Origin of the sequence: Delftia sp. CH05 (assembly GCF_009827015.1) — a bacterium.
GTDB classification, from domain to species: domain Bacteria; phylum Pseudomonadota; class Gammaproteobacteria; order Burkholderiales; family Burkholderiaceae_C; genus Comamonas; species Comamonas tsuruhatensis.
In genome coordinates this window covers 67178-87779 of sequence record NZ_WUMG01000018.1, presented here as the reverse complement: position 1 = coordinate 87779, position 20602 = coordinate 67178, and the positions used below count along the sequence as shown (strand labels likewise).

Sequence of the window (20602 nt, the reverse complement as noted above, 5' to 3'; positions counted from 1 at the left end):
ACTGGGGCGAGGCGTCGGCGCCCGCTCACGTCATATATGGTAACAATCATTGCCGAGATTGAACCTATTCCTGACGTTGTGGACACGGCTTTGGAAAATGAATAGGATGAGTGGGTGTTGGTGCGCGGGTTGTTGTGGTACCGCTCCCCTCAAAAAGCTGCCGGCGGCACGATAGGACAACGAATGACCGCAACGGGTTATGAATTCAACCGGTCGATGACTGCACCTGGCGCAAGGCGTGCTGGCCATGAAGCAACGACCTCTGATCTACTACACCGGAGCACAGGAAGAGATGATGTGGGATCGTTGGAGCAAGGGCGATACCCTGCACCAGATCGGCAACGTGTTCGATCGACCACATACCTCCATTCAGAACATCCTGGCTGCAACCGGTGGAATCCGCCCGCCAGCGCGCCATAGATCCTGCTTGGCACTGACCCTCGTCGAGTGCGAGGAGATCTCACGGGCATTGGCTCCAGGTGAGTCCATCCACTGCGTTGCCGCGCGCCTGGTGTGAACCGTATCCACTGTCAGCCGTGTGCTTCACCGCAACGGTGGCAAGAGCTGCTACAGGGCAGCGCGCGCTGATGAGGCCGCTTGGGAACGTGCGCACCGTCCCAAGCCATGCAAACTGGCGAGCAATCCAGTCCTGGCGCAGATCGTGGTGGGCAAATTTCAGCATCAATGGTCGCCGGAACAGATCGCAGGTTGGCTTAAACGGACTTACCCGGTGGAAAGGGGCTCGCAGGTGTCGCACGAAGCATCTATCGCACGCTCTTGGCAAGGCAGTTGAACCAGCGGCCCAGGAAGATGCTGGGGTTCAGAGCACTTGCCGAAGCTTTTGATGAGTGTGTTGAGTTGACCGGTTGAAATCAACATACAAAGCGGCCGCCTACCTGCAACCTTTTGGGCGACTGCAATGGGGTGCTGACAGCGATGCTCGCGAACTGCTCAGAGAAGCCATTAATTGGAGGCTAGCAGCTATCTAGAGGTTTGTCGATTCAAGAAGGCTTTCCATGTCGCTTAGGTAAGCCTCATAACTGTCCCAGCCAAGAAGAGTTATCACGTGCTTTGCCATGCTTTTTCCGTGATTCAGTGATAGAGAAAAATGCCGTCCCTGCTCTTGTTCAAGGGTCCTGAAAAGGGCCACAACTGGCGATTTTGGCCGCTCTTCATAGTGAATTGCTTGATTGCGGCCGTACCAAACGACCTCCCTGAGGCTGACACTCCCAATCATTCTGCCAGGAGGTGATTGTGGATCATTTGAATGTACGATAGATATTCCTTGGCGCGCTAACTGAAGAATGGAACCAGCTATAAATTCAATGGCAGTCTTCTTTGACTCCATGCTTGATTGAATGGAATTTATCCGACGCTCTTGCTGCTGTTTTTTAGCATGAGCTTCTGCCATTCTTCGAAAAGCACTTATCGATTGATACTCGGGAAAGTCATCGTTCATGTCGCTAGTGGAGAAGTCCCAATAGTGATGTGCTACTTCTGCTTCTATTTGTCGCAGATCACTTTGCAAACGTAGCAACTGACCAGCTTCGTCGCGAGCAAGAGCTATTAAGTTAGATGCTGCGAATTCTGTATCCTTGTTGTATTGGTGCATTTTAATGGTTTGATGTCTAAAACATATGCCGCATGAATCGACCAGATTTTCCTAGAAAGCGTATCACCACTTTTAGAAAATGAGTGCTGCATGGCAGAAAGTAGTCATTCGTGTTCCGGACGCAATGAGCATCAATCGCTGCAAAAGCAGTCGATCAAAGGAACCTTGCGGGTGACCGCAGAGGGTCGGCCTGCAACAGCCGCAGGCGGCCAGAGACAGCCGATCACCAAACATGAAAGCTGACGCTCAACGTTCAAGCAGCAGGAAACGACGGTGTGACGACTGGGCCGTGAGGCTGATGGTAAATAGAGCCACTTCGGCGGCCAGGCTGCGCGCCGTTGGCTCTCCGCTTGAGCGAGGTTTAAGCTCGGCTTCTCGACGTACTCGCCAGCCATGAACACAGATCATCGTACTCGGCGAATTGTATACGTGGACCAATTCTCAGCTTTTCTTCTTTTGCATCGCGGGTAAACGTCGACGTTGTGACAACGAGGCCATAGTTGGCCTTCTGTATCTCAGTAACGCCATAGAGACTACGAACAACTTCTACCCCTACTTTTTTTTCTGGAGCGTAGCGCTTGCACTCGGCGAGAAACAATAGTGATGCGGGACCAGTCTTAACACGCCCAAGAATGTCGTAACCTCCGTCCCTCGTTGCTTTTGTCAGAGTGACATCACATCCCTGCTGTTCAAGAAGTCTCGCAACTAGTTCTTCAAACTTCCGCGGCGCTAGTTGATAGAGAAGCTGCGGCTCTCTCGCGAGATGCGCCATGAGCTCGGCGGTGACGTCCTGAACAACAACGAGACTCAGGGGAGGCGGATTTTTCTCCTCGTACAGAACTGCAGCAGGCGAATGCTTTGCGCGAAGGTAGGCAAGGAGGTGCTCCTTGTGCTCATCCAGCAAGCGCAGTGATGGCGTAAGGTCTGGAAGTCCTGCCTCAGCAAACTGAGCGATCAGTGCTTCAGAGGTGCGACCAATTTGGTCCGCAAAATGTGCCAGAGTGCCGCGCGGATGTACGGATGGCACCTCAGGGAATAAAGGGCGAAACGTGTACGTCGTTGCTTTTCGACGCTGCTCAAGTTGATCAAAGAGCTTCTGCTGAGAGAGACGCATACGGTGTATTGTGGGGCCTAACGTGCAAGCTCAGGGGCGCATAGTCGGCACGCCGACGAAGCGGCCCTCTGGAGTGGGATGTTAGACATCGGGCGCATTAGATGTCTTGACTGTATTGTGACGGCCATTGCTGTTCGGCCGAGTGAGTCCCGCGTCTATGTATAGCGGAGCCCAGCTTGACAGATTGCCGTTGACGTTAACGCAACCCGGCAGGGCTCAGCTTGGCAAATATATCTCTCTGTCAAGCTGCGGCCGCGCACTCAGACGCCACCTTTTTGACTGTCAGGCAGCGGGTCGCGAATGAACGACAGTTTGGAGTTGTGTTACCCAACGTCGGCTCAGGGTCGGACAGCATCAGTCGTGAGCCGCTCGGCAGCAGCTGTTCTCAAATGATCCCATGATGGCCCTTGATACGATAGCTAGGCACCCGAAGTGTCTTTCAGCTGGCTAAACCAAGAGGCAATTGTTTGATGGCGAGCTGAAGGACTAAGCATTTTCAGTGCCAAAAGAAGCTCGGCTACCTCGTCATCTTCACAATATAGATAGGCGAGTGGAACACCTAGTACGTCTGCGATTAGTCTCGCGGTCTTCACAGCGGGTTCATGTGTTCCCAACTCATACCTGCTGATGCGGGCACGGCTTGATGACTCATCAATGCCGATTAGCACTCCTATTTTTTCTTGAGGCCACTGCAGGGCTTCACGCCGAGCACGCATGCGGCGCCCTACGACGTTGGATAGCTCCAAGGGTACAGACTTCATGTAGCGAGTTTCGTTACACTGTGGTAACCTGTCGTCACGAAAAACGTTACATATATAGGCAATTGATTATCGAATATTGTTTGAATATATTTTATATTTCTAATTCTGATGAAAATAAATTTTTGTATTTTGAATGATTTGCTTGTGGGTATTTTAATATTAACCTGGAGAATTAAATGGAATACGAATACAAAGTCATTGACGTAGCAGATGGGGCCATCAGTTCGATTTTGCTCGGAGAGGGTCGAATCGAAACTGAAGTTTTGGAGGCTTATATCAATGTCATGGCGTCAGAGGGATGGCGCTTGGTGTTTATGGAGAAAGTCATGCAAAGGCATCTCGTCGTTGCAGATAGGGAAACCCTGATGATCACTTTTGAAAGGCGAGTGCCGGAGTCCGAGCGCACCGCAAGAGCCGCGCGATGTATTGACGATGTGATTCGTGCCGAAGACGCAGCCAAGCGCAAGGGGCGCGGAGCTGCAGTCGGGGCAGCGGGCATGGTTGCCGCAGGGGCGGTATTGAGCAATCTACTGAGCGAGGAATAAATTGGATCTGAACCAAAAAATTGCCGAGAGAAGGGCGCAGTTGCAAAAGGAAGAGGCTGCCCAGGATTCACACAAGCGGCAGGAGGCACTTGAGCAGCGGCAAAGGGCGCAAGCCCAAGAGAGGGTGATCAAAGAGTCTGCCGAAAAGGAGGCGGCGCAGAAGATTCAAGAGATTGAGGCCCAGCTGCACGGCACCAAGGAGCAAGTATCAACTGATGCAGCTCCCGTGCTGGATGAGCGAGTAAGCCAGGAAGCCAAGAAGAAGGTTGATGCGCATATCAGCGCGCTTGCCACCAAACGATTCACCAAAGGAGAAAACTGGGCATTTGGCCTCCTTATGTTGGGCACCGTCCTTGGTTTCTTTATGGCGTGGTGGGTTGGCCTGGGAATGCTGATTTGGACTTGCTACTACGTCACCAAGGTAAGCAATCGCCACGAAACCGAGATCAGGGCCGAGTTGGCTCAATCCAAAGAAGGGAGCCACGAATGAAGAGGGTTTCAACCGCGATCATGCTTGTGGGCATCGTCATGCTCATCCTCGCCTTGGGCAGCGATGTTGCTGTCGATAGTATGGGCGGGCGACGGATCATGAACAGCGGCTTGATGCATGACCGCCTGGTCAACGTCATCCTGAGCGTGGCCTTGACCCTTGGCGGCTTGCTGCTGAAGATGTTTGGTGAGCGCTTGTCGGTTCCCTATCTAGAGGCTATCGATCTGTTGCCTAAGAGTGAGTACTTCGCTCGATGGGCCACAGCCATTCTGTCTTCTGCTTGTGTATGGGTGCTTGTCCTGATGTACCTCTGGCCGACAACCCTGGTGGCTGCCGCGCTGCTCGGTGTGATGGCTTGGTGCTCGTTTCTGCCGAAGGCAACTTACACCGTGCTCAAGCGAGTCTGGTCCGGAACGTTGGTGCTGGCACTCGGCATGACGGTATGGCACGCAATCGCGCTGTCTGTTCCGTGGATCAACTCCATGACGCTCATGCTGATATCGAAAGGGGTGCACTTGGTTGGGACAGGCCGGTTGTTGCCCCTGTTCTCTGTGTTACTTTTGGCTCCATTGCTGGTGTCTATCGGCGGGTTAGCTCTCACCGCACTCAAGGTGAGAGTGAAGTGATTGAAATTCTTCTCAAGTTATCCGCTTGGGAAGAGTTTTCACGGGTTTATGCGCAAGCTCTTTTTTATTGCGATAGAATTTCGTGATAGGAGCTTGTATGTCTAAAATTGGAATTGTAAAAGCTGAAGGTTTAATAAACGTTGTTTATCAATCAAAGTGTCCGCGTTTGAAAGGTGGAGGAAAACTGACCTATCAAATCGGTGAACGTGAGTCAGACAGTACGCTGCATCTGCGTATTCTTGAAAATCCTGGGGGTGGAACCTACCACGTGCATTGGTTGTGTGGCAGGAGTATCGAAAATACTTTGTCTAGTAAATCTAAATGGACAGGTCAAGATTTAAACGATTTCATGGATTCTGGTGATAATAATGTTGGAGGGTTTGTCCTTGCAGCTTTAAAAGATATTGGTTTGGTTTGTAATAAGGATTCTACATATTTGCCGCTAAATACTTTTGGAAGTATTCTCGAGAGATTTAAAAAAGAGAAAATTGAATCTGATCATTAATCACATATATTTAAGTAGTCGCTTCCCTACCTCGCCCGCCTTGGAGAAATCCTCGGCGGGCTTTCTTTTTTCTAACAGAAAGGATTTTTATGTACGTTTATTCTGATTCACTATCAATTCACGACGCCTGTGCTCAGGCCTTGGGCACCGAGCTGGGTCAGTTGATTGGTCTGCGCATTGAAGAGTTGATCGAATATGAGATGGACGACCTGTCTAGTCTCATCAAAATCCTGGTTTTAGATCCCAGCGATGCATTGACTGCGGTTGATGCGGAACTGGGTTTCTCACTTTTTGACCGCGATTGCGATGTGGCCGAGAGCCATCAGGATTGGTTCGAACTGACCCTCGTGCTCAGTGATGACGGGTTTGGAGTCGTGATCTACGTGCCCAAGCATGCGGATCTTGCCCCCCAGTTGATGGCCTATTGCGCCAGCCAGGTGAGGGCCAGATCACAGTGACCAGCCTTCATCACCCACCACCTGCCGCCCATCGAGGCGGTTTTTTTTTGTCTGAGGGCTTTTTGCCACCTTATCTGATAGGCCACCTGCCTATCGCATCCATCTACCAAGGAGAACTTTATGAGTGAAATCGACGCGACAGAAGCCAGGCATCAGCCCACATCGATCGACAGCATCTACAGCGGCAGTTGCCTGTCCGTCTCGGGCCGAAGCACGCTCACTTATACGGTGGGCCGGAGCCAGGGGGACAACGCGCTGTATCTGCGCATCGCCGATAGCACCGGCAACGGCGTGTGGTGCAAGGACTGGGCGACTGCTCAGGCCATAGAGGAGATTGTCGTGGGCGCGCAGGGGCTGACGGCCAAGAGCTTTCACTGCCTGCATCCCGGTAAGTCCATCAATACAGGCGGCTTCGTGCTGGCTGCGCTACGGGGCTTGGGGTTGATCCAGCCGGGCGAGGTGAACACGCGGCTCCATGAGCATGTGCCTGGGGCAACGCTGGAGGGCGTCATGCGCAACCCGCCCAAGGCAAAGGACGATGGCAGTGCCACCCGCTCGACAGGGAAGTCGCGCCGGCAGACAAAGGAGGGGGCTTGACCCCGGGGATACAGGCCGCCTTGGTCACGGTATTGGTGCTGGGTATGTGGTTCAACGTGACCCGTCCCATGTCGATCGCTGCTGCCGCTGCGCTGACCTTCATGTATCCCTTGCTACTGATCTTGATTCTGATCGGTGCTGGGATCGCACTGTGGGTCGGTTACTTCCGAAAGTAGTCCGTGCTAAGCCCATGCCGTGAGCCCGGCCTCACGGACCATCCCCGCCGGTGGCCGCCAGAGTGGGCCAGGGTGGCGTGCGGCGACCGCCCCAGGAGGGGGGCATCCCGCCCCCCCTGTCGACCCCACCTGGGGGCAATCTGGGTACCCGTCGGGGGCGCGACGCGGTCCCCTCCGGTCCACCCGGCTCGCCGGCCCCGGCCCGGGGGGCGGCACGCCCTCTCCCCGTAATCCGCCACATCTGCCACGGCGCCACCCGCCGGGCCATGCCCTGCAACAACGTTGCGGCGTTGCAGATGTTGCGGATCGGGATGGGGAGGGGACTGGCGAAAAACGCTGCCTGAGAAGCCGTTGTGTTGGAAAAAGGATACGGGCATGAGTTTTTTATTTTTTCTGCCTGTTTGCCTATTTTTTGAGCGTTGTGAGACTTTTTTACCATCTTGTCTCCCACGCAGAAGTGCTTCTAGCCTTATGACAAAAATCTTCCCAGCGAGAAGTGCTTCTATCCAATAAATTTTTTCTCCCTACTTGACGCACTTCCGTCCTTAGATTATTTCGACAAGCGGCTAGGAATCATTTCCTATCGCAAACGAGAAATCTCCCACTGAGAAGTGCTCTAAGCCTTATTAATTTTCTTATTCCTTGTTTAGAGTGCTTCCGTCCTTAGTATTCTTTTAATTTTCTGGAAATGGCTATCGTGAGGGGTCTAATGGGGTTATTTGCAAGGGCCAAGCTTTCGTTCAGAATTCAGTTCTGGCTCGCTGCTTGTACTCAGCGAACCATGGATTGACCAATCCATAACCTCAACTGCTTAAACAAGGATGGATCATGAAGCAGAAGCCAAAAAACTCAACTTCTTTAATCATTTCAAAGAGCCTGGATGCGAACAATGTCGTTCCGTTTGATGGGAGGGTTGATTGCGATCTATTAATGAATGGCATGATTGGTGCTATTAAAAATCACGTGGTTATATCGGACCATGATGCCTTGACTGTGGCACTATGGTCTATTAATACATGGTGCTATAGAGATTTCCAACGTTGTCCTCTTCTACTGATTAACGCGCCCGAAAGAGAGTGTGGGAAAACTCAGCTGCTAAAAGTGGTGGAGAAGTTTGTTTTTCGTCCAATGGAGTCGGCCAATATTACCTTGGCAGCACTTTTTAGGTTGATCACTAATTTCATGCCGACTATTTTGATCGATGAAGCCGACACATTTATGGAGGGAAAGACAGAGTTTGCCGGGGTAGTGAACAAAGGCTATGAGCAGGGCGGGTTTGTCTTGCGGGTGGAGTCCGATGGCAAGGAGCTCACCGAGCGCGCCTACTATGTTTATGGTCCCAAAGTCATGGCTGGAATCATGCTTGAGCGGCACTTGCCAAGTGCCACGATGAGTCGAGGTATCCAGGTTCCCATGAAGCGCAAGACCAAGGACGACAGTGTGAAGCGCCTGCGCTCCGCTGATCCAAAGGTCTTTAAAGACTTGCGCTCTCAAATTCTGAAGTTTGCTATGGACAACAAGGACGTATTTTCGAAAGGATGGGACGAGATGCCCGAGCGCCTCAGTGATCGTCAACAAGACAATTGGGAGCCGTTGCTCACTATTGCACACTGCTTAGGTAAAGAGTGGTATCGCAAAGCGTGCGAAGCGGCTCTGCAAAACTGTGAAGAAACAGCGCCGCCTAAGTCATCTTCCAATCAACTACTGGAGGACATCCGCGAAGTCTTGTCTAGCTATAAGGAAAAGTACATTCCATCGGCCGTTTTGTTGCAAATGCTCCATGAAGATGAGGATATGGATTGGCGTACCTACAATCACGGTAAACCTCTCTCGGCGCGTCAGTTGGCGAAGTTCATGAGTGCCTATGGAATAAAAACAAAGACCGTGCGAATGAAAGAGGGCTATACGCCCAAAGGCTACGAGGTGCGTGAGTTTGCCGATGCCTTTGCGCGGTATCTGCCGGACTTGCCAAGTGAGCCGACCTCGGAGGAAGCCAAGCCTCCTCGTATAGGCAAGCCGCCAATACCTAATTTCTGACATGGTGATCGGGAGTGCTGCCCCTGGAAAGGTGGTGGCCTTCCTTGGGAAACCACTGGTGGCCGCTGCCTCTGGTTTTCAGGCGATTTTTCCTAAGTCGATGATTTTCATCGTCAACTCCTGCGGTGGTGGTCTCGGGGAGACTGCTTCGCATCTTTGTTAACCCATTTTCTTGTGAATATCCACGTCCATGTGGAGAGGCGTTCGTGCGCCTATTGCTTTAGCGCCTATCTCCATGGACGCGGTTCTTTATCAATCAACCTCATGAAAGGAGAGGCTGTATGCCCATTGTCAAACTCAGTGCACAGTTTGTGCGTGAAGCGGTTTGTCCACCCGGAAAATCCAAGGTGGATTATTACGACAGCGCACTCAAAGGGTTCATTCTGGAGGCTCGACCTTCAGGGGGTAAAACCTTTTACCTGCGCTATCACGATAGCCACGGCAAGCTGCGCCAATGCAAGATCGGCGACGCTGCTGCTGTCAGCTACGACAAGGCCCGGCAGAAGGCCATGCGGTTGCGCTCGGAGGTGGAGCTGGGCGGCAATCCTCTGAAGGAGCGCCAAGCCTTGCGTGCGGTGCCGACCCTGGCCGAGTTCATCCGCGAGACCTATGTGCCGCACATCCATCTGCACCGGAGGAATTTTCAGTCCACGCTGAGCTTCCTCAAGTGCCATGTCCTGCCGCGCTTTGGAGCCAAGCACCTGGACGAAATCACGACCAACATGCTGGCCGAGGCTCACCAGGATCTGCGCACGAAAGGCTACGCGTTGGCTCATGCCAACAAGATACCTGTCCTGTTCAAGATCATGTTCAATCTGGCGAGGAAGAAAGGCATCCCGGGAAGTGAGTCCAACCCTGCCGACGGTGTGGTGCTGTTCAACCCGAACAACGCGAAGGAGCGGTATCTCAGCGCGGCTGAAACCCAGCGCCTGCACGAGGCCCTGTCCCAGTGTGGTTCTCCCCAGTTGAAGAGCATCGTTGCTCTTTTGCTGCTGCTCGGATGCCGCAAGCGTGAGCTGCTGGATGCACGTTGGGAAGACGTTGATCTGGAGCGGCGCAACTGGCGCATTCCTCTGTCCAAGAGCGGGAAAGCCCGAAGCATTCCGATCTCTGACAGGGCTCTGGAGGTGTTGCGGGGGCTGCCACGTTGGAGCGGATGCCCTTATGTGATTCCCAACCCGGATACCAAGCGGCCGTTTGGCAACCTGTTCTATCTTTGGGACAAGGTCCGCAAGGAGGCTGGGATCGCAGACCTGCGGATGCATGACCTGCGCCACACGTTCGCGAGCAATCTGGTGAACTCGGGGCAATCCATCTATGTGGTGAGCAAACTTCTTGGCCACTCCCAGATCAAGACCACGGCGCGCTACAGCCACTTGGCAGACGAGACGCTGATGTCTGCTGTGGATGCAGCGGCAAAAGTGGTGGACACAAGTTGGAGACCCAGTGTCTAAAAAACTGCCTAAAATTTAGGCAGAGGTGGCGAACCCCGCACGCGATCACCTGCCCATCGTATGGGGTTGGGAGGGGCGTGGGGGCTGGGCTGCCCCACTATCGGTAGGGCAAGGGTGCAACAGTCGCTCAACCGGCAACGGGCCACCTTGGCGGCTTGGGGCATGGTTGGGTGGGTGCGAAGAGCAGACAAGAAAAATGGAAAAACCCGTTGAAAATCTGCCACTTACAGTATTGCTGGAAGGTTCAACACCTTCAAGTTTGCCCACGCCTACGCCAACGGCGAAGGCATGAAGCACTACGTGAACATGGTGCAGGAGCCTGAATTCGCAGCCCGCGAGCAAGGCTACACCTTCGTGTCGCACCAGCAGGAAGTGGGTGCAGGCTACTTCGACGACGTGACCACGGTGATCCAGGGCGGCTCGTCCAGCGTGAAGGCGCTGACCGGCTCCACGGAAGAGGAGCAATTCCACTGAAGCGCGGCTTCGGTGAGTGCAACTTCAGGTAGATAGGGGTGAGAAAGCGTCCGGGGCCTTGTGCTTCGGGCGCTTTTTCTTTGCTGGGGTTAAAATGCAAGGAGTTTTCAACTGACAAGGGCGAGAAAGGCATCATGGTTATGACACCGCGAACTACATCGGAGATGTACACCGGCCGCTAGCGGCTGGCGGTTCGCGCCTGCACGAGATTCACTCGACCCCAACAAAGCGCGGACCCGGCTCCGCGCTTTTTTGCTTTTGGGGGATGGCGCACCCCCCTGAGAAATATTTTTAGGAATCCCATGATCCACATTACGCTTCCCGATGGTTCGCAACGCGAGTATCCCGGTCCGGTCACCGTGGCCGAAGTGGCTGCATCGATAGGCACGGGCCTTGCCAAGGCTGCACTGGCTGGCAAGGTTGGCACGGGCGACGACGCCAAGGTGGTGGACACCAGCTTTGTGATCGACAAGGACATGCCCCTGTCCATCGTGACGGCCAAGGATGCAGATGGCCTGGACGTGATCCGTCATTCGACGGCCCACTTGCTGGCCTACGCCGTCAAGGATCTGTTTCCTGACGCCCAGGTCACCATCGGCCCCGTCATCGAGAATGGCTTCTACTACGACTTCTCGTACAAGCGTCCTTTCACGCCCGAGGACCTGGTCGCCATCGAAAAACGCATGGCCGAGCTGGCGGCCAAGGACGAGCCCGTGGTGCGCCGCGTGCTGCCGCGCGACGAGGCCGTGGCCTACTTCAAGGGCATGGGCGAGAACTACAAGGCCGAGATCATCGCCAGCATCCCCTCGAACGAGGATGTGAGCCTGTACCGCGAAGGCGGTTTCGAGGATCTGTGCCGCGGCCCGCACGTGCCGAGCACCGGCAAGCTCAAGTTCTTCAAGCTGATGAAGGTGGCTGGCGCCTACTGGCGCGGTGACCATCGCAACGAGATGCTGCAGCGCGTGTACGGCACGGCCTGGGCTACCAAGGACGACCTGCAGCAGTACCTGCACATGCTGGAGGAGGCCGAAAAGCGCGACCACCGCAAGCTGGGCCGTGAACTGGATCTGTTCCACATCGACGAGCATTCGCCAGGCACCGTGTTCTGGCATCCGAAGGGTTGGGCTTTGTGGCAAGAGGTCGAGCAGTACATGCGCCGCGTGTACCGCGACAACGGCTACCAGGAGGTCAAGGGTCCGCAGATCCTGGACAAGACCCTGTGGGAGAAGACCGGCCACTGGGACAAGTACCGCGAGAACATGTTCACGACCGAGTCGGAAAAGCGCGACTACGCGCTCAAGCCGATGAACTGCCCCGGCCACATCCTGATCTTCAAGCAGGGCATCAAGAGCTACCGCGACCTGCCGCTGCGCTACGGCGAATTCGGCCAGTGCCACCGCAACGAGCCCACGGGCGGCCTGCACGGCATCATGCGCGTGCGCGGCTTCACGCAGGATGACGGCCACGTCTTCTGTACCGAAGACCAGATCCAGCCCGAAGTGCTGGCCTTCACCACGCTGCTGCAAAAGGTCTACGCGGACTTCGGTTTCAGCGACATCATCTACAAGGTCGCCACGCGCCCCGAGGCGCGCATCGGCTCCGATGAAAGCTGGGACAAGGCGGAGGCCGCGCTGATCAACAGCCTGGAGGCTTCGGGCTGCGAGTACGTGATCTCGCCCGGCGATGGCGCGTTCTACGGTCCCAAGATCGAGTACACGCTCAAGGACGCCATCGGTCGCCAGTGGCAGTGCGGCACCATCCAGGTCGACTTCTCCATGCCCGAGCGCCTGGATGCGGAATACGTGGGTGAAGACGGCGATCGCCATCGCCCCGTGATGCTGCACCGTGCCATCGTCGGCAGCCTGGAGCGTTTCATCGGCATCCTCATCGAGCAGCATGCCGGTGCCATGCCGACATGGCTGGCTCCTGTGCAGGCGGCCGTGCTCAATATCACTGACGCGCAGGCGGACTATGTGCGGGAAGTCGCGCAAAAGCTGCAAAAAGCATTTCCGAATCAAGGCCTTAGGGTGGCGACAGATCTGCGCAACGAAAAGATTACGTATAAAATACGGGAGCATTCGTTGCAAAAGCTGCCTTACATCCTTGTTGCAGGCGACAAGGAGAAGGCCGCTGGTGCAGTGGCAGTGCGCGCACGGGGCAACAAGGACCTCGGAGTGATGTCGGTCGACGCGTTCATTGAACTCGTGGCCAAGGACATCGCGGCGAAGGCCTGACGGAGCATCTCCAAAGGCGGTAGCCGTTTGGCGTGTACTGCACACAAGCGGCTACGCTGTTGTAGCAACTTAAATCCAAGGGTGAGAACCATAGCTACTGAATTTCGTGATCGGCGCCACCGTGAAGAGCGCAAGCATCGTCTCAACCGTGAAATCATGGCGCCTGAAGTGCGTCTGTCCGGCCCGGAGAACGAGCCGCTGGGCATCGTGCCTCTGCAGGAAGCGCTGCGCATGGCGGGCGAGTTGGACGTGGACCTGGTGGAAATCGCCGCCACGGCCACTCCGCCTGTCTGCCGGTTGATGGACTATGGCAAGTTCAAGTACCTTGAACAGAAGAAGGCTGCCGAAGCCAAGGCCAAGCAGACCGTCATCGAAATCAAGGAAGTGAAATTCCGCCCTGGTACCGACGACGGCGACTACAACATCAAGCTGCGCAACATCCGCCGATTCCTGGCCGATGGTGACAAGTGCAAGATCACGCTGCGTTTCCGCGGCCGTGAAATCACGCACCAGCAGATCGGTCTGGACCTGCTGAACCGTCTGCGTGACGATCTGGCGGACTCCATCCAGGTGGAGCAGTTCCCCAAGCTCGAAGGCCGCCAGATGGTGATGATGATCGCCCCTGCGCGCAAGAAGCCCACCACCGGTGGCAAACCGCAAGCAGAGGTTTCTGCTGCACCTGCGGTGGCTGATAAGGCATAATCGCGGTTTCGCCCTTCGCTGAGGGGCGACAGAATTTGCAGGCCTTGCGCGAGTCGATTGCGCGGGGCGTGCGATGCAAGGGACATGGTATCCATGTCCCTTGTTCTTGCCGGCCTCCGGGCTGGCACAGAAGTGTCTCGGGGCCAGCAAGTGCGCGCAGTGTTGCGAGCCGCCTCACGAGCACAAACAACAGGAGCATTCAAATGCCCAAAATGAAGACCAAGAGCAGCGCGAAGAAGCGTTTTCGCGTTCGTCCCGGTGGCACCGTCAAGCGCGGTCAAGCCTTCAAGCGTCACATCTTGACCAAGAAGACCACCAAGAACAAGCGTCACCTGCGTGGTGCAGTGGCTGTGCATGAGACCAACATGGGCTCGATCGCACAGATGCTGCCGATGGCTGGCCTGTAATTCACTGACGAACAAGGAGAAAACACATGCCTCGCGTCAAACGTGGTGTAACGGCCCGCGCCCGTCACAAAAAAGTTCTGGCCCTTTCCAAGGGTTTCCGCGGCCGCCGCGGCAATGTCTTCCGCATCGCCAAGCAGGCGGTGATGAAGGCTGGGCAATATGCCTACCGTGACCGCCGTGCCAAGAAGCGCGTGTTCCGCCGTCTGTGGATCGCCCGTATCAACGCCGCTGCACGTGAACTGGGCCTGACCTACAGCCAGTTCGCCAACGGCCTGAAGAAGGCAGCCATCGAGATCGACCGCAAGATGCTGGCCGATATCGCGGTGCACGACAAGGCTGCTTTCAGCAGCATCGTTGATCAAGTCAAGGCCAAGCTGGCTGCTTGAGATAACGGTCTGTGGCCATCCTCGTGATGGCTTGCAGCGCAAACAGCAAGGGCTAGGGCTTGAAAAGGCTGCTAGCCCTTGTTTCTTTTCACAGTCGATAAAGAGTCGATATGAACGAGTTGGATTCTCTGGTCGAAAGCGCGCAGCAATTGTTCGCGCAGGCACAAACCCCCGCTGATCTGGAAAACGCCAAGGCGCAGTTTCTGGGCAAGTCGGGCAAGGTGACCGAGCTCATGAAGGGCATGGCGCAGCTTTCCGTCGAAGAGAAGAAGTCGCGCGGAGCCGCCATCAACGTGGCCAAGCAAGGCATCGAGGCCGCGCTGACCGCGCGCCGCAAGGCCCTGGCCGATGCCGAACTGCAGGCCCACCTGAAGGCCGAGGTGCTGGATGTGACCTTGCCGGGCCGTCGCCGTGGCCAGGGCGGCCTGCACCCCGTGTCGCTGACTCTGGAGCGCATCGAGGGCATCTTCGGCTCCATGGGCTTCGATGTGGCCGAGGGCCCCGAGATCGAGTCCGACTGGTTCAACTTCACGGCGCTGAACACGCCCGAAGACCATCCCGCCCGTTCCATGCACGACACCTTCTACGTGGAAGGCGGCACGGAACAGGCCCCCAATCTGCTGCGCACGCACACCAGCCCCATGCAGGTGCGCCATGCCGTGCAGCACGTCAAGAAATACCGTGAGCGGCTCGACGCCGGCCAGGGCATGTCCGAGATCCGCGTGATCGCGCCGGGCCGCACCTACCGCGTGGACAGCGATGCCACGCACTCGCCCATGTTCCACCAGTGCGAAGGCCTGTGGATCGGCGAGAACGTCAGCTTCAAGGATCTGAAGGTGGTCTTCACCGACTTCTGCAAGACCTTCTTCGAGAGCGACGACCTGGTGTTGCGCTTCCGTCCCAGCTTCTTCCCCTTCACCGAGCCCAGCGCCGAGATCGATATCCAGTTCCAGAGCGGCCCGCTGGCCGGCCGCTGGCTGGAGGTGGCTGGCTCCGGCCAGGTGCACCCCAACGTGGTGCGCAACATGGGGCTGGATCCTGAGAAGTACATCGGCTTTGCCTTTGGCATGGGTCCTGACCGCCTGACCATGCTGCGCTATGGCGTCAACGATCTGCGTCTGTTTTTTGACGGCGATATCCGCTTCCTGTCGCAATTCCGTTAGAAATGGACCGTCCCCTGAGGCGCTGCGCGCCATCCCCCTGGGAGGGGGATGACGCCCTCGCCGCGAGGCGGCTCTTGCTCGGCGTCTCCGGCCTGAACCACGCCAGTCGCATGGTCAGGCTGTTCGGGGGCTTGGAATGAGAGTCGTCAATACGTTCATGGGGTCCGCCAGCGCCGCGGCGCGCGGACCGAACCAACGCCAAAGAGTCTGATATGCAATTTCCCGAATCCTGGCTGCGCGAGTTCTGCAATCCGCCGCTGACCACCCAAGAACTGGCCGACACCCTGACCATGGCCGGCCTGGAGGTGGAGGAGCTGGAGCCCGTGGCACCGCCGTTCACCAAGATTGTCGTCGGCGAGATCAAGGCTGCCGAGCAGCATCCCAATGCCGATCGCCTGCGCGTGTGCCAGGTCGATGTGGGCGGGCCCGAGCTGCTGACCATCGTCTGTGGCGCGCCCAATGCGCGCGTGGGCATCCGCGTGCCCTGCGCCACGGTGGGTGCCGAGCTGCCGCCCGGTGAAGACGGCAAGCCCTTCCTCATCAAGATCGGCAAGCTGCGCGGTGTGGAGAGCTTCGGCATGCTGTGCTCGGCGCGCGAACTCAAGCTGTCCGAGGACCATGGCGGCCTGATGGAGCTGCCGCTGGACGCGCCCCTGGGCCAGAACATCCGCGAATACCTGAACCTGGATGACACCCTGTTCACGCTCAAGCTCACGCCCAACCTGGCGCATTGCCTGAGCGTCTATGGTGTGGCGCGCGAAGTGGCTGCGCTGACCGGTGCGCCGCTCAAGCCCCAGTCGTTCACGCCTGCCGCCGTGGGCGTGCAGGACAGGCTGGCCGTGAAGATCGAGGCGCCCGACCTGTGCGGCCGCTTCTCGGGCCGCGTGGTGCGCAACGTCAACACCCAGGCGAAGACGCCGCAGTGGATGGTCGATCGTCTGGCGCGCTGCGGCCAGCGCAGCGTGGCGCCGCTGGTGGACATCTCCAACTATGTGATGTTCGAGCTGGGCCGCCCCTCCCACATCTTTGACCTGGACAAGATCCACGGCGGCCTGCAGGTGCGCTGGGGCAAGGAAGGCGAGCAGCTCAAGCTGCTCAACGGCAACACCGTCACCGTCGATGGACAGGTGGGCGTGATCGCCGATGAGCGCGAAGTCGAATCGCTGGCCGGCATCATGGGCGGCGACGCCACGGCCGTGTCCGACGACACGCGCCACATCTACATCGAGGCGGCCTTCTGGTGGCCCAAGTCGATTGCCGGCCGTTCGCGCCGCTACAACTTCTCCACCGATGCGGGCCACCGCTTCGAGCGCGGCGTCGATCCCGAGCTGACCGTCGAGCACATCGAGCGCATCACGGAGCTGGTGCTGCAGATCTGCGGCACGCCCGAGACCGTCTGCGGCCCCATCGACGACCAGAAGTCCAACATGCCCCAGCCCAAGCCCGTCACGCTGCGCGTGGCGCGTGCGGCCAAGGTCATCGGCATGCCGCTCACGCAGCAGCAGTGCCACGATGCGCTGGCCGGCCTGGGCCTGCCGGTGGAGCAGGGCGATGGCGTGCTCACCGTCACGCCGCCCAGCTTCCGCTTCGATATCAACATCGAGGAAGACCTGATCGAGGAAGTGGCGCGCATGGTGGGTTACGAGAACCTGCCCACGACCAAGCCGCTGGCGCCCATTGCGCCCAAGCTGCGCGCCGAAAACCGCCGCAGCCAGTTCGCCGTGCGCCGCGCGCTGGCCGATCTGGGTTACCAGGAAACCATCAACTTCAGCTTTGTGGAAGCCGCGTGGGAGAAGGATCTGGCCGGCAACGCCAATCCCATCCAGCTGCTCAACCCCATCGCAAGCCAGCTCAGCGTGATGCGCTCCAGCCTCATCGGCTCGCTCATGCAGGTGCTCAAGTTCAATGCCGACCGCAAGGCCGAGCGCGTGCGCGTGTTCGAGCTGGGCCGTGTCTTCCTCAAGGATGACAGCGTTGTTGACAGCGACACCACGGTCAAGGGCTTCTACCAGCCCATGCGCGTGGCGGGCCTGGCCTGGGGAGCTGCCGAGCAGCTGCAATGGGCTCGTGGCGAGACCAAGGTCGACTTCTACGACGTCAAGGGCGATGTCGAGGCGCTGCTGGCGCCGCGCAAGCCCGTGTTCGAGCCGGCCGAGCATCCTGCCATGCACCCGGGCCGCTGCGCACGCGTGCTGCTCGATGGCCAGTCCATCGGCTTCATCGGCGAGCTGCATCCCCAGTGGCGCCAGCAATGGGATCTGGCCCAGGCGCCCGTGCTGTTCGAGCTGGAGCTCGATGCCGTGCTGGCGCGCGAGGTGCCGGTGTTCAAGCCCGTGGCCAAGCACCAGGCCGTGGAGCGCGACATTGCCGTGGTCGTGAACGAAAAGACCACGCATGCCCAGCTCATGCAGGCGGTGGAGGCTGCCCAGACCGGCGGCCTGCTGCGCTCTGCCGTGCTGTTCGATGTGTTCCGTCCCAAGGCGCTCAAGGCCGGCGAGGCAGCGGCACCGGGCGCGCTGGCGCAGGACGAAAAGAGCCTGGCCGTGCGCCTGACGCTGGGCCATGACGACAGCTCGCTGACGGATGTGCAGATCGAGCAGGCCGTGCAGGCCGTGCTCGAGCAGCTGCAGCAGCGTCTGGGTGCGCGCCTGCGCGCATGATGGAGGGTGCATGCCGTGAAAGGAGATCCTGTGATGGAACTGGCGGTGGAAAGTCTTGATTCGCCTGCGCTGACCAAGGCGCAGCTGGCGGATCTGCTGTTCGACGAGATCGGCCTGAACAAGCGCGAATCCAAGGAAATGGTGGATGCGTTCTTCGAGCTGGTCTCGCAAAGCCTGGTGTCGGGCGAGGATGTGAAGCTGTCGGGCTTCGGCAACTTCCAGATCCGCACCAAGGCGCCGCGTCCGGGGCGCAATCCGCGCACGGGCGAGGCCATTCCGATCGAGGCGCGCCGCGTCGTGACCTTCCATGCGAGCAGCAAGCTCAAGGAGCAGATCCAGGAAGGCACATCGGGCTCCCAGGCCTGAGGAAAGCCTGCCCGGGCCTGCATGGCCAGCTGTCGCCAGCCTGTCTGCCTCGCGGTGGATGGGCTGTTTTTACGACAGGGTGCTGGCCTGCAGGCGAGCTGTGCAGTAGGCTCGGCCTTCTTCCCGGATCGGCGCCCGCGCATCAGCGGCATTGCACATCCTGACTTCATCCACATTTGCCATGGCTTCACTTCTGCCCCAGATTCCCGCCAAGCGCTACTTCACCATCGGTGAGGTCGCGGATCTGTGCGACGTCAAGCCGCATGTGCTGCGCTACTGGGAGCAGGAGTTCACGCAGCTGCGCCCCATGAAGCGGCGCGGCAACCGCCGGTACTACCAGCACCACGAAGTGCTGATGATCCGGCGCATCCGCGAGCTGCTCTACGAGCAGGGCTTCACTATCAATGGCGCGCGCAACCGCCTGCGCGAAGCCTCGGGGTCTGCCGTGGTTCCCGCGCTGCAGGCCGGTGTCGCGGTGTCGGCGCCGGCTGCCGCGCCGCTGCTCGGTGGCGATGCCGCGGCCAGCGTTCCGCTGGAGCCGGAGGCCGTGCGCGAGGAGCTTTTGCAGATTCGTGCGCTGCTTTCTATTTGAGAGCAAAAAGCTGTATATAATTGAATTCTTCGGCGTGTAGCGCAGCCTGGTAGCGCACTTGCATGGGGTGCAAGGGGTCGCGAGTTCGAATCCCGCCACGCCGACCATAAATGAATACGGACCACAGCTTCTGGCTGTGGTCCGTTTTTCTTTGTGCCATCGCCAACCGCTACCAACCGCTGAAGGGGAGCGGCCGTTGCGCGGGAATCAACCCTGGGCGCAGGTCTCAAGCAGCCATTGCCGGAAGGCTGCCAGCGCCGGCAGTGTCGCGTTCCTCTCGGGATAGACCAGGTAGTAGCTGCGCTGGCTGGGGATGGCGTCTCCCACCACGTGCAGCTCACCGCGCGCCATCTCCTCTTCCACCAGTACCCGTGGCACCAGGCCCACGCCCATGCCTGCCAGCACGGCCTGTATCAGGTGCGAGGTCAGCTCGAAGCTCGGCCCTATCCGCATCTGCCGGTGATCGAGTCGATAGTGCGTGAACCACTCGCTCCAGGCCTGCCGGTTGCTGGCCACCGTGAGCAGCACCTGCTGGCCCGCCCAGTCCGGCGAGGCTGCTGCCTGCCCGGCCTGCTGCAGCGCCTGCGGGCTGGCCACCGCCACCAGAAACTCGTGGTACAGGCGATGCGCGGTCAGCCCGGGCCAGTCTCCCGTGCCCACGGTGATGGCGGCGTCTATCTCTGCGCTGTCGAAGTCGATATCGCCGATGCGCGAGTGGATGTGCATCGTCACCCCGGGCTGCGCCTGGTAGAAGCCATGCAGGTGCGGCAGCAGCCATTTGGAGCCGAAGGTGGGCAGGGTGGCCAGGTTGAGCGTGCCACCGCCGGACTGGCGTGACATGGCCTGCAGGGTGGCGCTGCGTATGCGGCCCAGCGCGGCGCCCAGGTCGATGAAGTAGCGGCGCCCCACATCAGTCAGGCGCACCGTGCGGCCCTCGCGGCGGAACAGGCTGATGCCCAGCTGCGCCTCCAGTGTCTGCACCTGCCGGCTGATGGCGCTCTGGCTGAGCGACAGCTCCTCGGCCGCTCGCGCATAGCTTTCGTGGCGCGCGGCCGCCTCGAAGACCAGCAGCAGGGACATGGAGGGTGTCAGGCGTCGGTAATTCATGAGTTTTATGCAGTGTTCGCAGCCGCAATTTTCGTTTGTTCCAGAGGAAGAGTGTAGAGATACTTGCGGCCATGGTCGGCCTGAAATCGTGTATTGCATGCATGGGTTTCCTGGGCTGATCGCCAGCAACAAATCT

General features: G+C 58.0%; 20 protein-coding genes, 1 tRNA gene and 2 pseudogenes. 19 read left to right on the top strand and 4 right to left on the bottom strand.

The window, feature by feature from the left end:
• Nucleotides 1–247: 247 nt before the first annotated feature.
• Nucleotides 248–760, top strand: a pseudogene (locus tag GRX31_RS31175) (transposase); the annotation flags it as partial.
• A 225-nt stretch (nt 761–985) separates the two neighbouring features.
• On the opposite strand, the gene GRX31_RS16025 reads toward GRX31_RS31175, so the two are convergent.
• The 3 genes from GRX31_RS16025 to GRX31_RS31170 all read right to left on the bottom strand — a co-directional run bounded on the left by GRX31_RS16025 (nt 986) and on the right by GRX31_RS31170 (nt 3442).
• A complete protein-coding gene (locus GRX31_RS16025) occupies nt 986–1612 on the bottom strand; it encodes a hypothetical protein (RefSeq protein WP_160853587.1) in 627 nt (208 codons plus the stop codon).
• Nucleotides 1613–1973: 361 nt separating this feature from the next.
• Nucleotides 1974–2726 (bottom strand): restriction endonuclease, encoded by a 753-nt coding sequence (locus GRX31_RS16020; RefSeq protein WP_160853585.1) that lies wholly within the window; start codon nt 2724–2726, stop codon nt 1974–1976.
• A gap of 419 nt (nt 2727–3145) precedes the next feature.
• Nucleotides 3146–3442, bottom strand: a complete 297-nt coding sequence (locus tag GRX31_RS31170) for a helix-turn-helix domain-containing protein (protein WP_442874083.1) — start codon at nt 3440–3442, stop codon at nt 3146–3148.
• 221 nt (nt 3443–3663) lie between these two features.
• Here GRX31_RS31170 and GRX31_RS16010 point away from each other — a divergent pair, with 221 nt between their 5' ends.
• From GRX31_RS16010 to GRX31_RS15925, 18 genes and pseudogenes are all read left to right on the top strand, one after another.
• Nucleotides 3664–4032, top strand: a complete 369-nt coding sequence (locus GRX31_RS16010; RefSeq protein WP_160853581.1) for a DUF4177 domain-containing protein — start codon at nt 3664–3666, stop codon at nt 4030–4032.
• A 1-nt stretch (nt 4033) separates the two neighbouring features.
• On the top strand, nt 4034–4522 hold the full coding sequence (locus tag GRX31_RS16005) for a hypothetical protein (protein WP_160853579.1): 489 nt from the start codon (nt 4034–4036) through the stop codon (nt 4520–4522).
• Nucleotides 4519–5148: a hypothetical protein gene (locus GRX31_RS16000; protein ID WP_160853577.1), complete on the top strand. Its 630-nt coding sequence runs from the start codon at nt 4519–4521 to the stop codon at nt 5146–5148. Before GRX31_RS16005 ends, GRX31_RS16000 begins: the two co-directional genes overlap by 4 nt.
• Before the next feature lie 97 nt (nt 5149–5245).
• A complete protein-coding gene (locus GRX31_RS15995) occupies nt 5246–5653 on the top strand; it encodes a hypothetical protein (protein WP_160853575.1) in 408 nt (135 codons plus the stop codon).
• Nucleotides 5654–5742: 89 nt separating this feature from the next.
• Nucleotides 5743–6111 carry a hypothetical protein gene (locus GRX31_RS15990; RefSeq protein ID WP_160853573.1) on the top strand — a complete coding sequence of 123 codons (369 nt, stop codon included), beginning with the start codon at nt 5743–5745 and terminating at the stop codon, nt 6109–6111.
• A 120-nt stretch (nt 6112–6231) separates the two neighbouring features.
• A complete protein-coding gene (locus GRX31_RS15985) occupies nt 6232–6708 on the top strand; it encodes a hypothetical protein (protein ID WP_160853571.1) in 477 nt (158 codons plus the stop codon).
• A 1004-nt stretch (nt 6709–7712) separates the two neighbouring features.
• Nucleotides 7713–8921: a DUF3631 domain-containing protein gene (locus tag GRX31_RS15980; RefSeq protein ID WP_160853569.1), complete on the top strand. Its 1209-nt coding sequence runs from the start codon at nt 7713–7715 to the stop codon at nt 8919–8921.
• Nucleotides 8922–9202: 281 nt separating this feature from the next.
• Nucleotides 9203–10375: a site-specific integrase gene (locus tag GRX31_RS15975; RefSeq protein ID WP_160853567.1), complete on the top strand. Its 1173-nt coding sequence runs from the start codon at nt 9203–9205 to the stop codon at nt 10373–10375.
• A 243-nt stretch (nt 10376–10618) separates the two neighbouring features.
• Nucleotides 10619–10849, top strand: a pseudogene (locus tag GRX31_RS15970) (isocitrate lyase); the annotation flags it as partial.
• 302 nt (nt 10850–11151) lie between these two features.
• Nucleotides 11152–13083 carry a threonine--tRNA ligase gene (thrS, locus tag GRX31_RS15965; protein WP_016448317.1) on the top strand — a complete coding sequence of 644 codons (1932 nt, stop codon included), beginning with the start codon at nt 11152–11154 and terminating at the stop codon, nt 13081–13083.
• Nucleotides 13084–13164: 81 nt separating this feature from the next.
• Nucleotides 13165–13785, top strand: a complete 621-nt coding sequence (gene infC / locus GRX31_RS15960; protein ID WP_074923479.1) for a translation initiation factor IF-3 — start codon at nt 13165–13167, stop codon at nt 13783–13785.
• A gap of 203 nt (nt 13786–13988) precedes the next feature.
• A complete protein-coding gene (rpmI, locus tag GRX31_RS15955) occupies nt 13989–14192 on the top strand; it encodes a 50S ribosomal protein L35 (RefSeq protein WP_046240115.1) in 204 nt (67 codons plus the stop codon).
• A gap of 26 nt (nt 14193–14218) precedes the next feature.
• Nucleotides 14219–14578, top strand: coding sequence for a 50S ribosomal protein L20 (gene rplT, locus GRX31_RS15950; protein WP_012206412.1), 360 nt, complete (start codon nt 14219–14221; stop codon nt 14576–14578).
• Nucleotides 14579–14688: 110 nt separating this feature from the next.
• Entirely contained in the window at nt 14689–15741 is a 1053-nt protein-coding gene (gene pheS / locus GRX31_RS15945; protein ID WP_160853565.1) for a phenylalanine--tRNA ligase subunit alpha, read from the top strand.
• 212 nt (nt 15742–15953) lie between these two features.
• Nucleotides 15954–18401 (top strand): phenylalanine--tRNA ligase subunit beta, encoded by a 2448-nt coding sequence (pheT, locus tag GRX31_RS15940; protein ID WP_160853563.1) that lies wholly within the window; start codon nt 15954–15956, stop codon nt 18399–18401.
• A 33-nt stretch (nt 18402–18434) separates the two neighbouring features.
• A complete protein-coding gene (locus GRX31_RS15935) occupies nt 18435–18767 on the top strand; it encodes an integration host factor subunit alpha (protein ID WP_016448314.1) in 333 nt (110 codons plus the stop codon).
• A 181-nt stretch (nt 18768–18948) separates the two neighbouring features.
• Nucleotides 18949–19359 carry a MerR family transcriptional regulator gene (locus GRX31_RS15930; RefSeq protein ID WP_016453295.1) on the top strand — a complete coding sequence of 137 codons (411 nt, stop codon included), beginning with the start codon at nt 18949–18951 and terminating at the stop codon, nt 19357–19359.
• Between the two features lie 30 nt (nt 19360–19389).
• Nucleotides 19390–19466, top strand: a tRNA-Pro gene (locus GRX31_RS15925).
• Between the two features lie 100 nt (nt 19467–19566).
• Here GRX31_RS15925 and GRX31_RS15920 read toward each other — a convergent pair.
• A complete protein-coding gene (locus GRX31_RS15920) occupies nt 19567–20565 on the bottom strand; it encodes a LysR substrate-binding domain-containing protein (protein ID WP_160853561.1) in 999 nt (332 codons plus the stop codon).
• Nucleotides 20566–20602: the final 37 nt, after the last annotated feature.

What these genes read in the sequence shown, in the direction of transcription:
- GRX31_RS15990 (WP_160853573.1), top strand. Translation starts at nt 5,743, where the DNA reads ATGTACGTTTATTCTGATTCACTATCAATTCACGACGCCTGTGCTCAG.
- GRX31_RS15930 (WP_016453295.1), top strand. Translation starts at nt 18,949, where the DNA reads ATGGCTTCACTTCTGCCCCAGATTCCCGCCAAGCGCTACTTCACCATC.
- thrS (WP_016448317.1), top strand. Translation starts at nt 11,152, where the DNA reads ATGATCCACATTACGCTTCCCGATGGTTCGCAACGCGAGTATCCCGGT.
- pheT (WP_160853563.1), top strand. Translation starts at nt 15,954, where the DNA reads ATGCAATTTCCCGAATCCTGGCTGCGCGAGTTCTGCAATCCGCCGCTG.
- GRX31_RS15980 (WP_160853569.1), top strand. Translation starts at nt 7,713, where the DNA reads ATGAAGCAGAAGCCAAAAAACTCAACTTCTTTAATCATTTCAAAGAGC.
- GRX31_RS15995 (WP_160853575.1), top strand. Translation starts at nt 5,246, where the DNA reads ATGTCTAAAATTGGAATTGTAAAAGCTGAAGGTTTAATAAACGTTGTT.
- GRX31_RS16010 (WP_160853581.1), top strand. Translation starts at nt 3,664, where the DNA reads ATGGAATACGAATACAAAGTCATTGACGTAGCAGATGGGGCCATCAGT.
- GRX31_RS15920 (WP_160853561.1), bottom strand. Translation starts at nt 20,565, where the DNA reads ATGCAATACACGATTTCAGGCCGACCATGGCCGCAAGTATCTCTACAC.
- rplT (WP_012206412.1), top strand. Translation starts at nt 14,219, where the DNA reads ATGCCTCGCGTCAAACGTGGTGTAACGGCCCGCGCCCGTCACAAAAAA.
- pheS (WP_160853565.1), top strand. Translation starts at nt 14,689, where the DNA reads ATGAACGAGTTGGATTCTCTGGTCGAAAGCGCGCAGCAATTGTTCGCG.
- GRX31_RS15985 (WP_160853571.1), top strand. Translation starts at nt 6,232, where the DNA reads ATGAGTGAAATCGACGCGACAGAAGCCAGGCATCAGCCCACATCGATC.
- rpmI (WP_046240115.1), top strand. Translation starts at nt 13,989, where the DNA reads ATGCCCAAAATGAAGACCAAGAGCAGCGCGAAGAAGCGTTTTCGCGTT.
- GRX31_RS15975 (WP_160853567.1), top strand. Translation starts at nt 9,203, where the DNA reads ATGCCCATTGTCAAACTCAGTGCACAGTTTGTGCGTGAAGCGGTTTGT.
- GRX31_RS31170 (WP_442874083.1), bottom strand. Translation starts at nt 3,442, where the DNA reads ATGCGTGCTCGGCGTGAAGCCCTGCAGTGGCCTCAAGAAAAAATAGGA.
- GRX31_RS15935 (WP_016448314.1), top strand. Translation starts at nt 18,435, where the DNA reads ATGGAACTGGCGGTGGAAAGTCTTGATTCGCCTGCGCTGACCAAGGCG.
- GRX31_RS16020 (WP_160853585.1), bottom strand. Translation starts at nt 2,726, where the DNA reads ATGCGTCTCTCTCAGCAGAAGCTCTTTGATCAACTTGAGCAGCGTCGA.
- GRX31_RS16000 (WP_160853577.1), top strand. Translation starts at nt 4,519, where the DNA reads ATGAAGAGGGTTTCAACCGCGATCATGCTTGTGGGCATCGTCATGCTC.
- GRX31_RS16025 (WP_160853587.1), bottom strand. Translation starts at nt 1,612, where the DNA reads ATGCACCAATACAACAAGGATACAGAATTCGCAGCATCTAACTTAATA.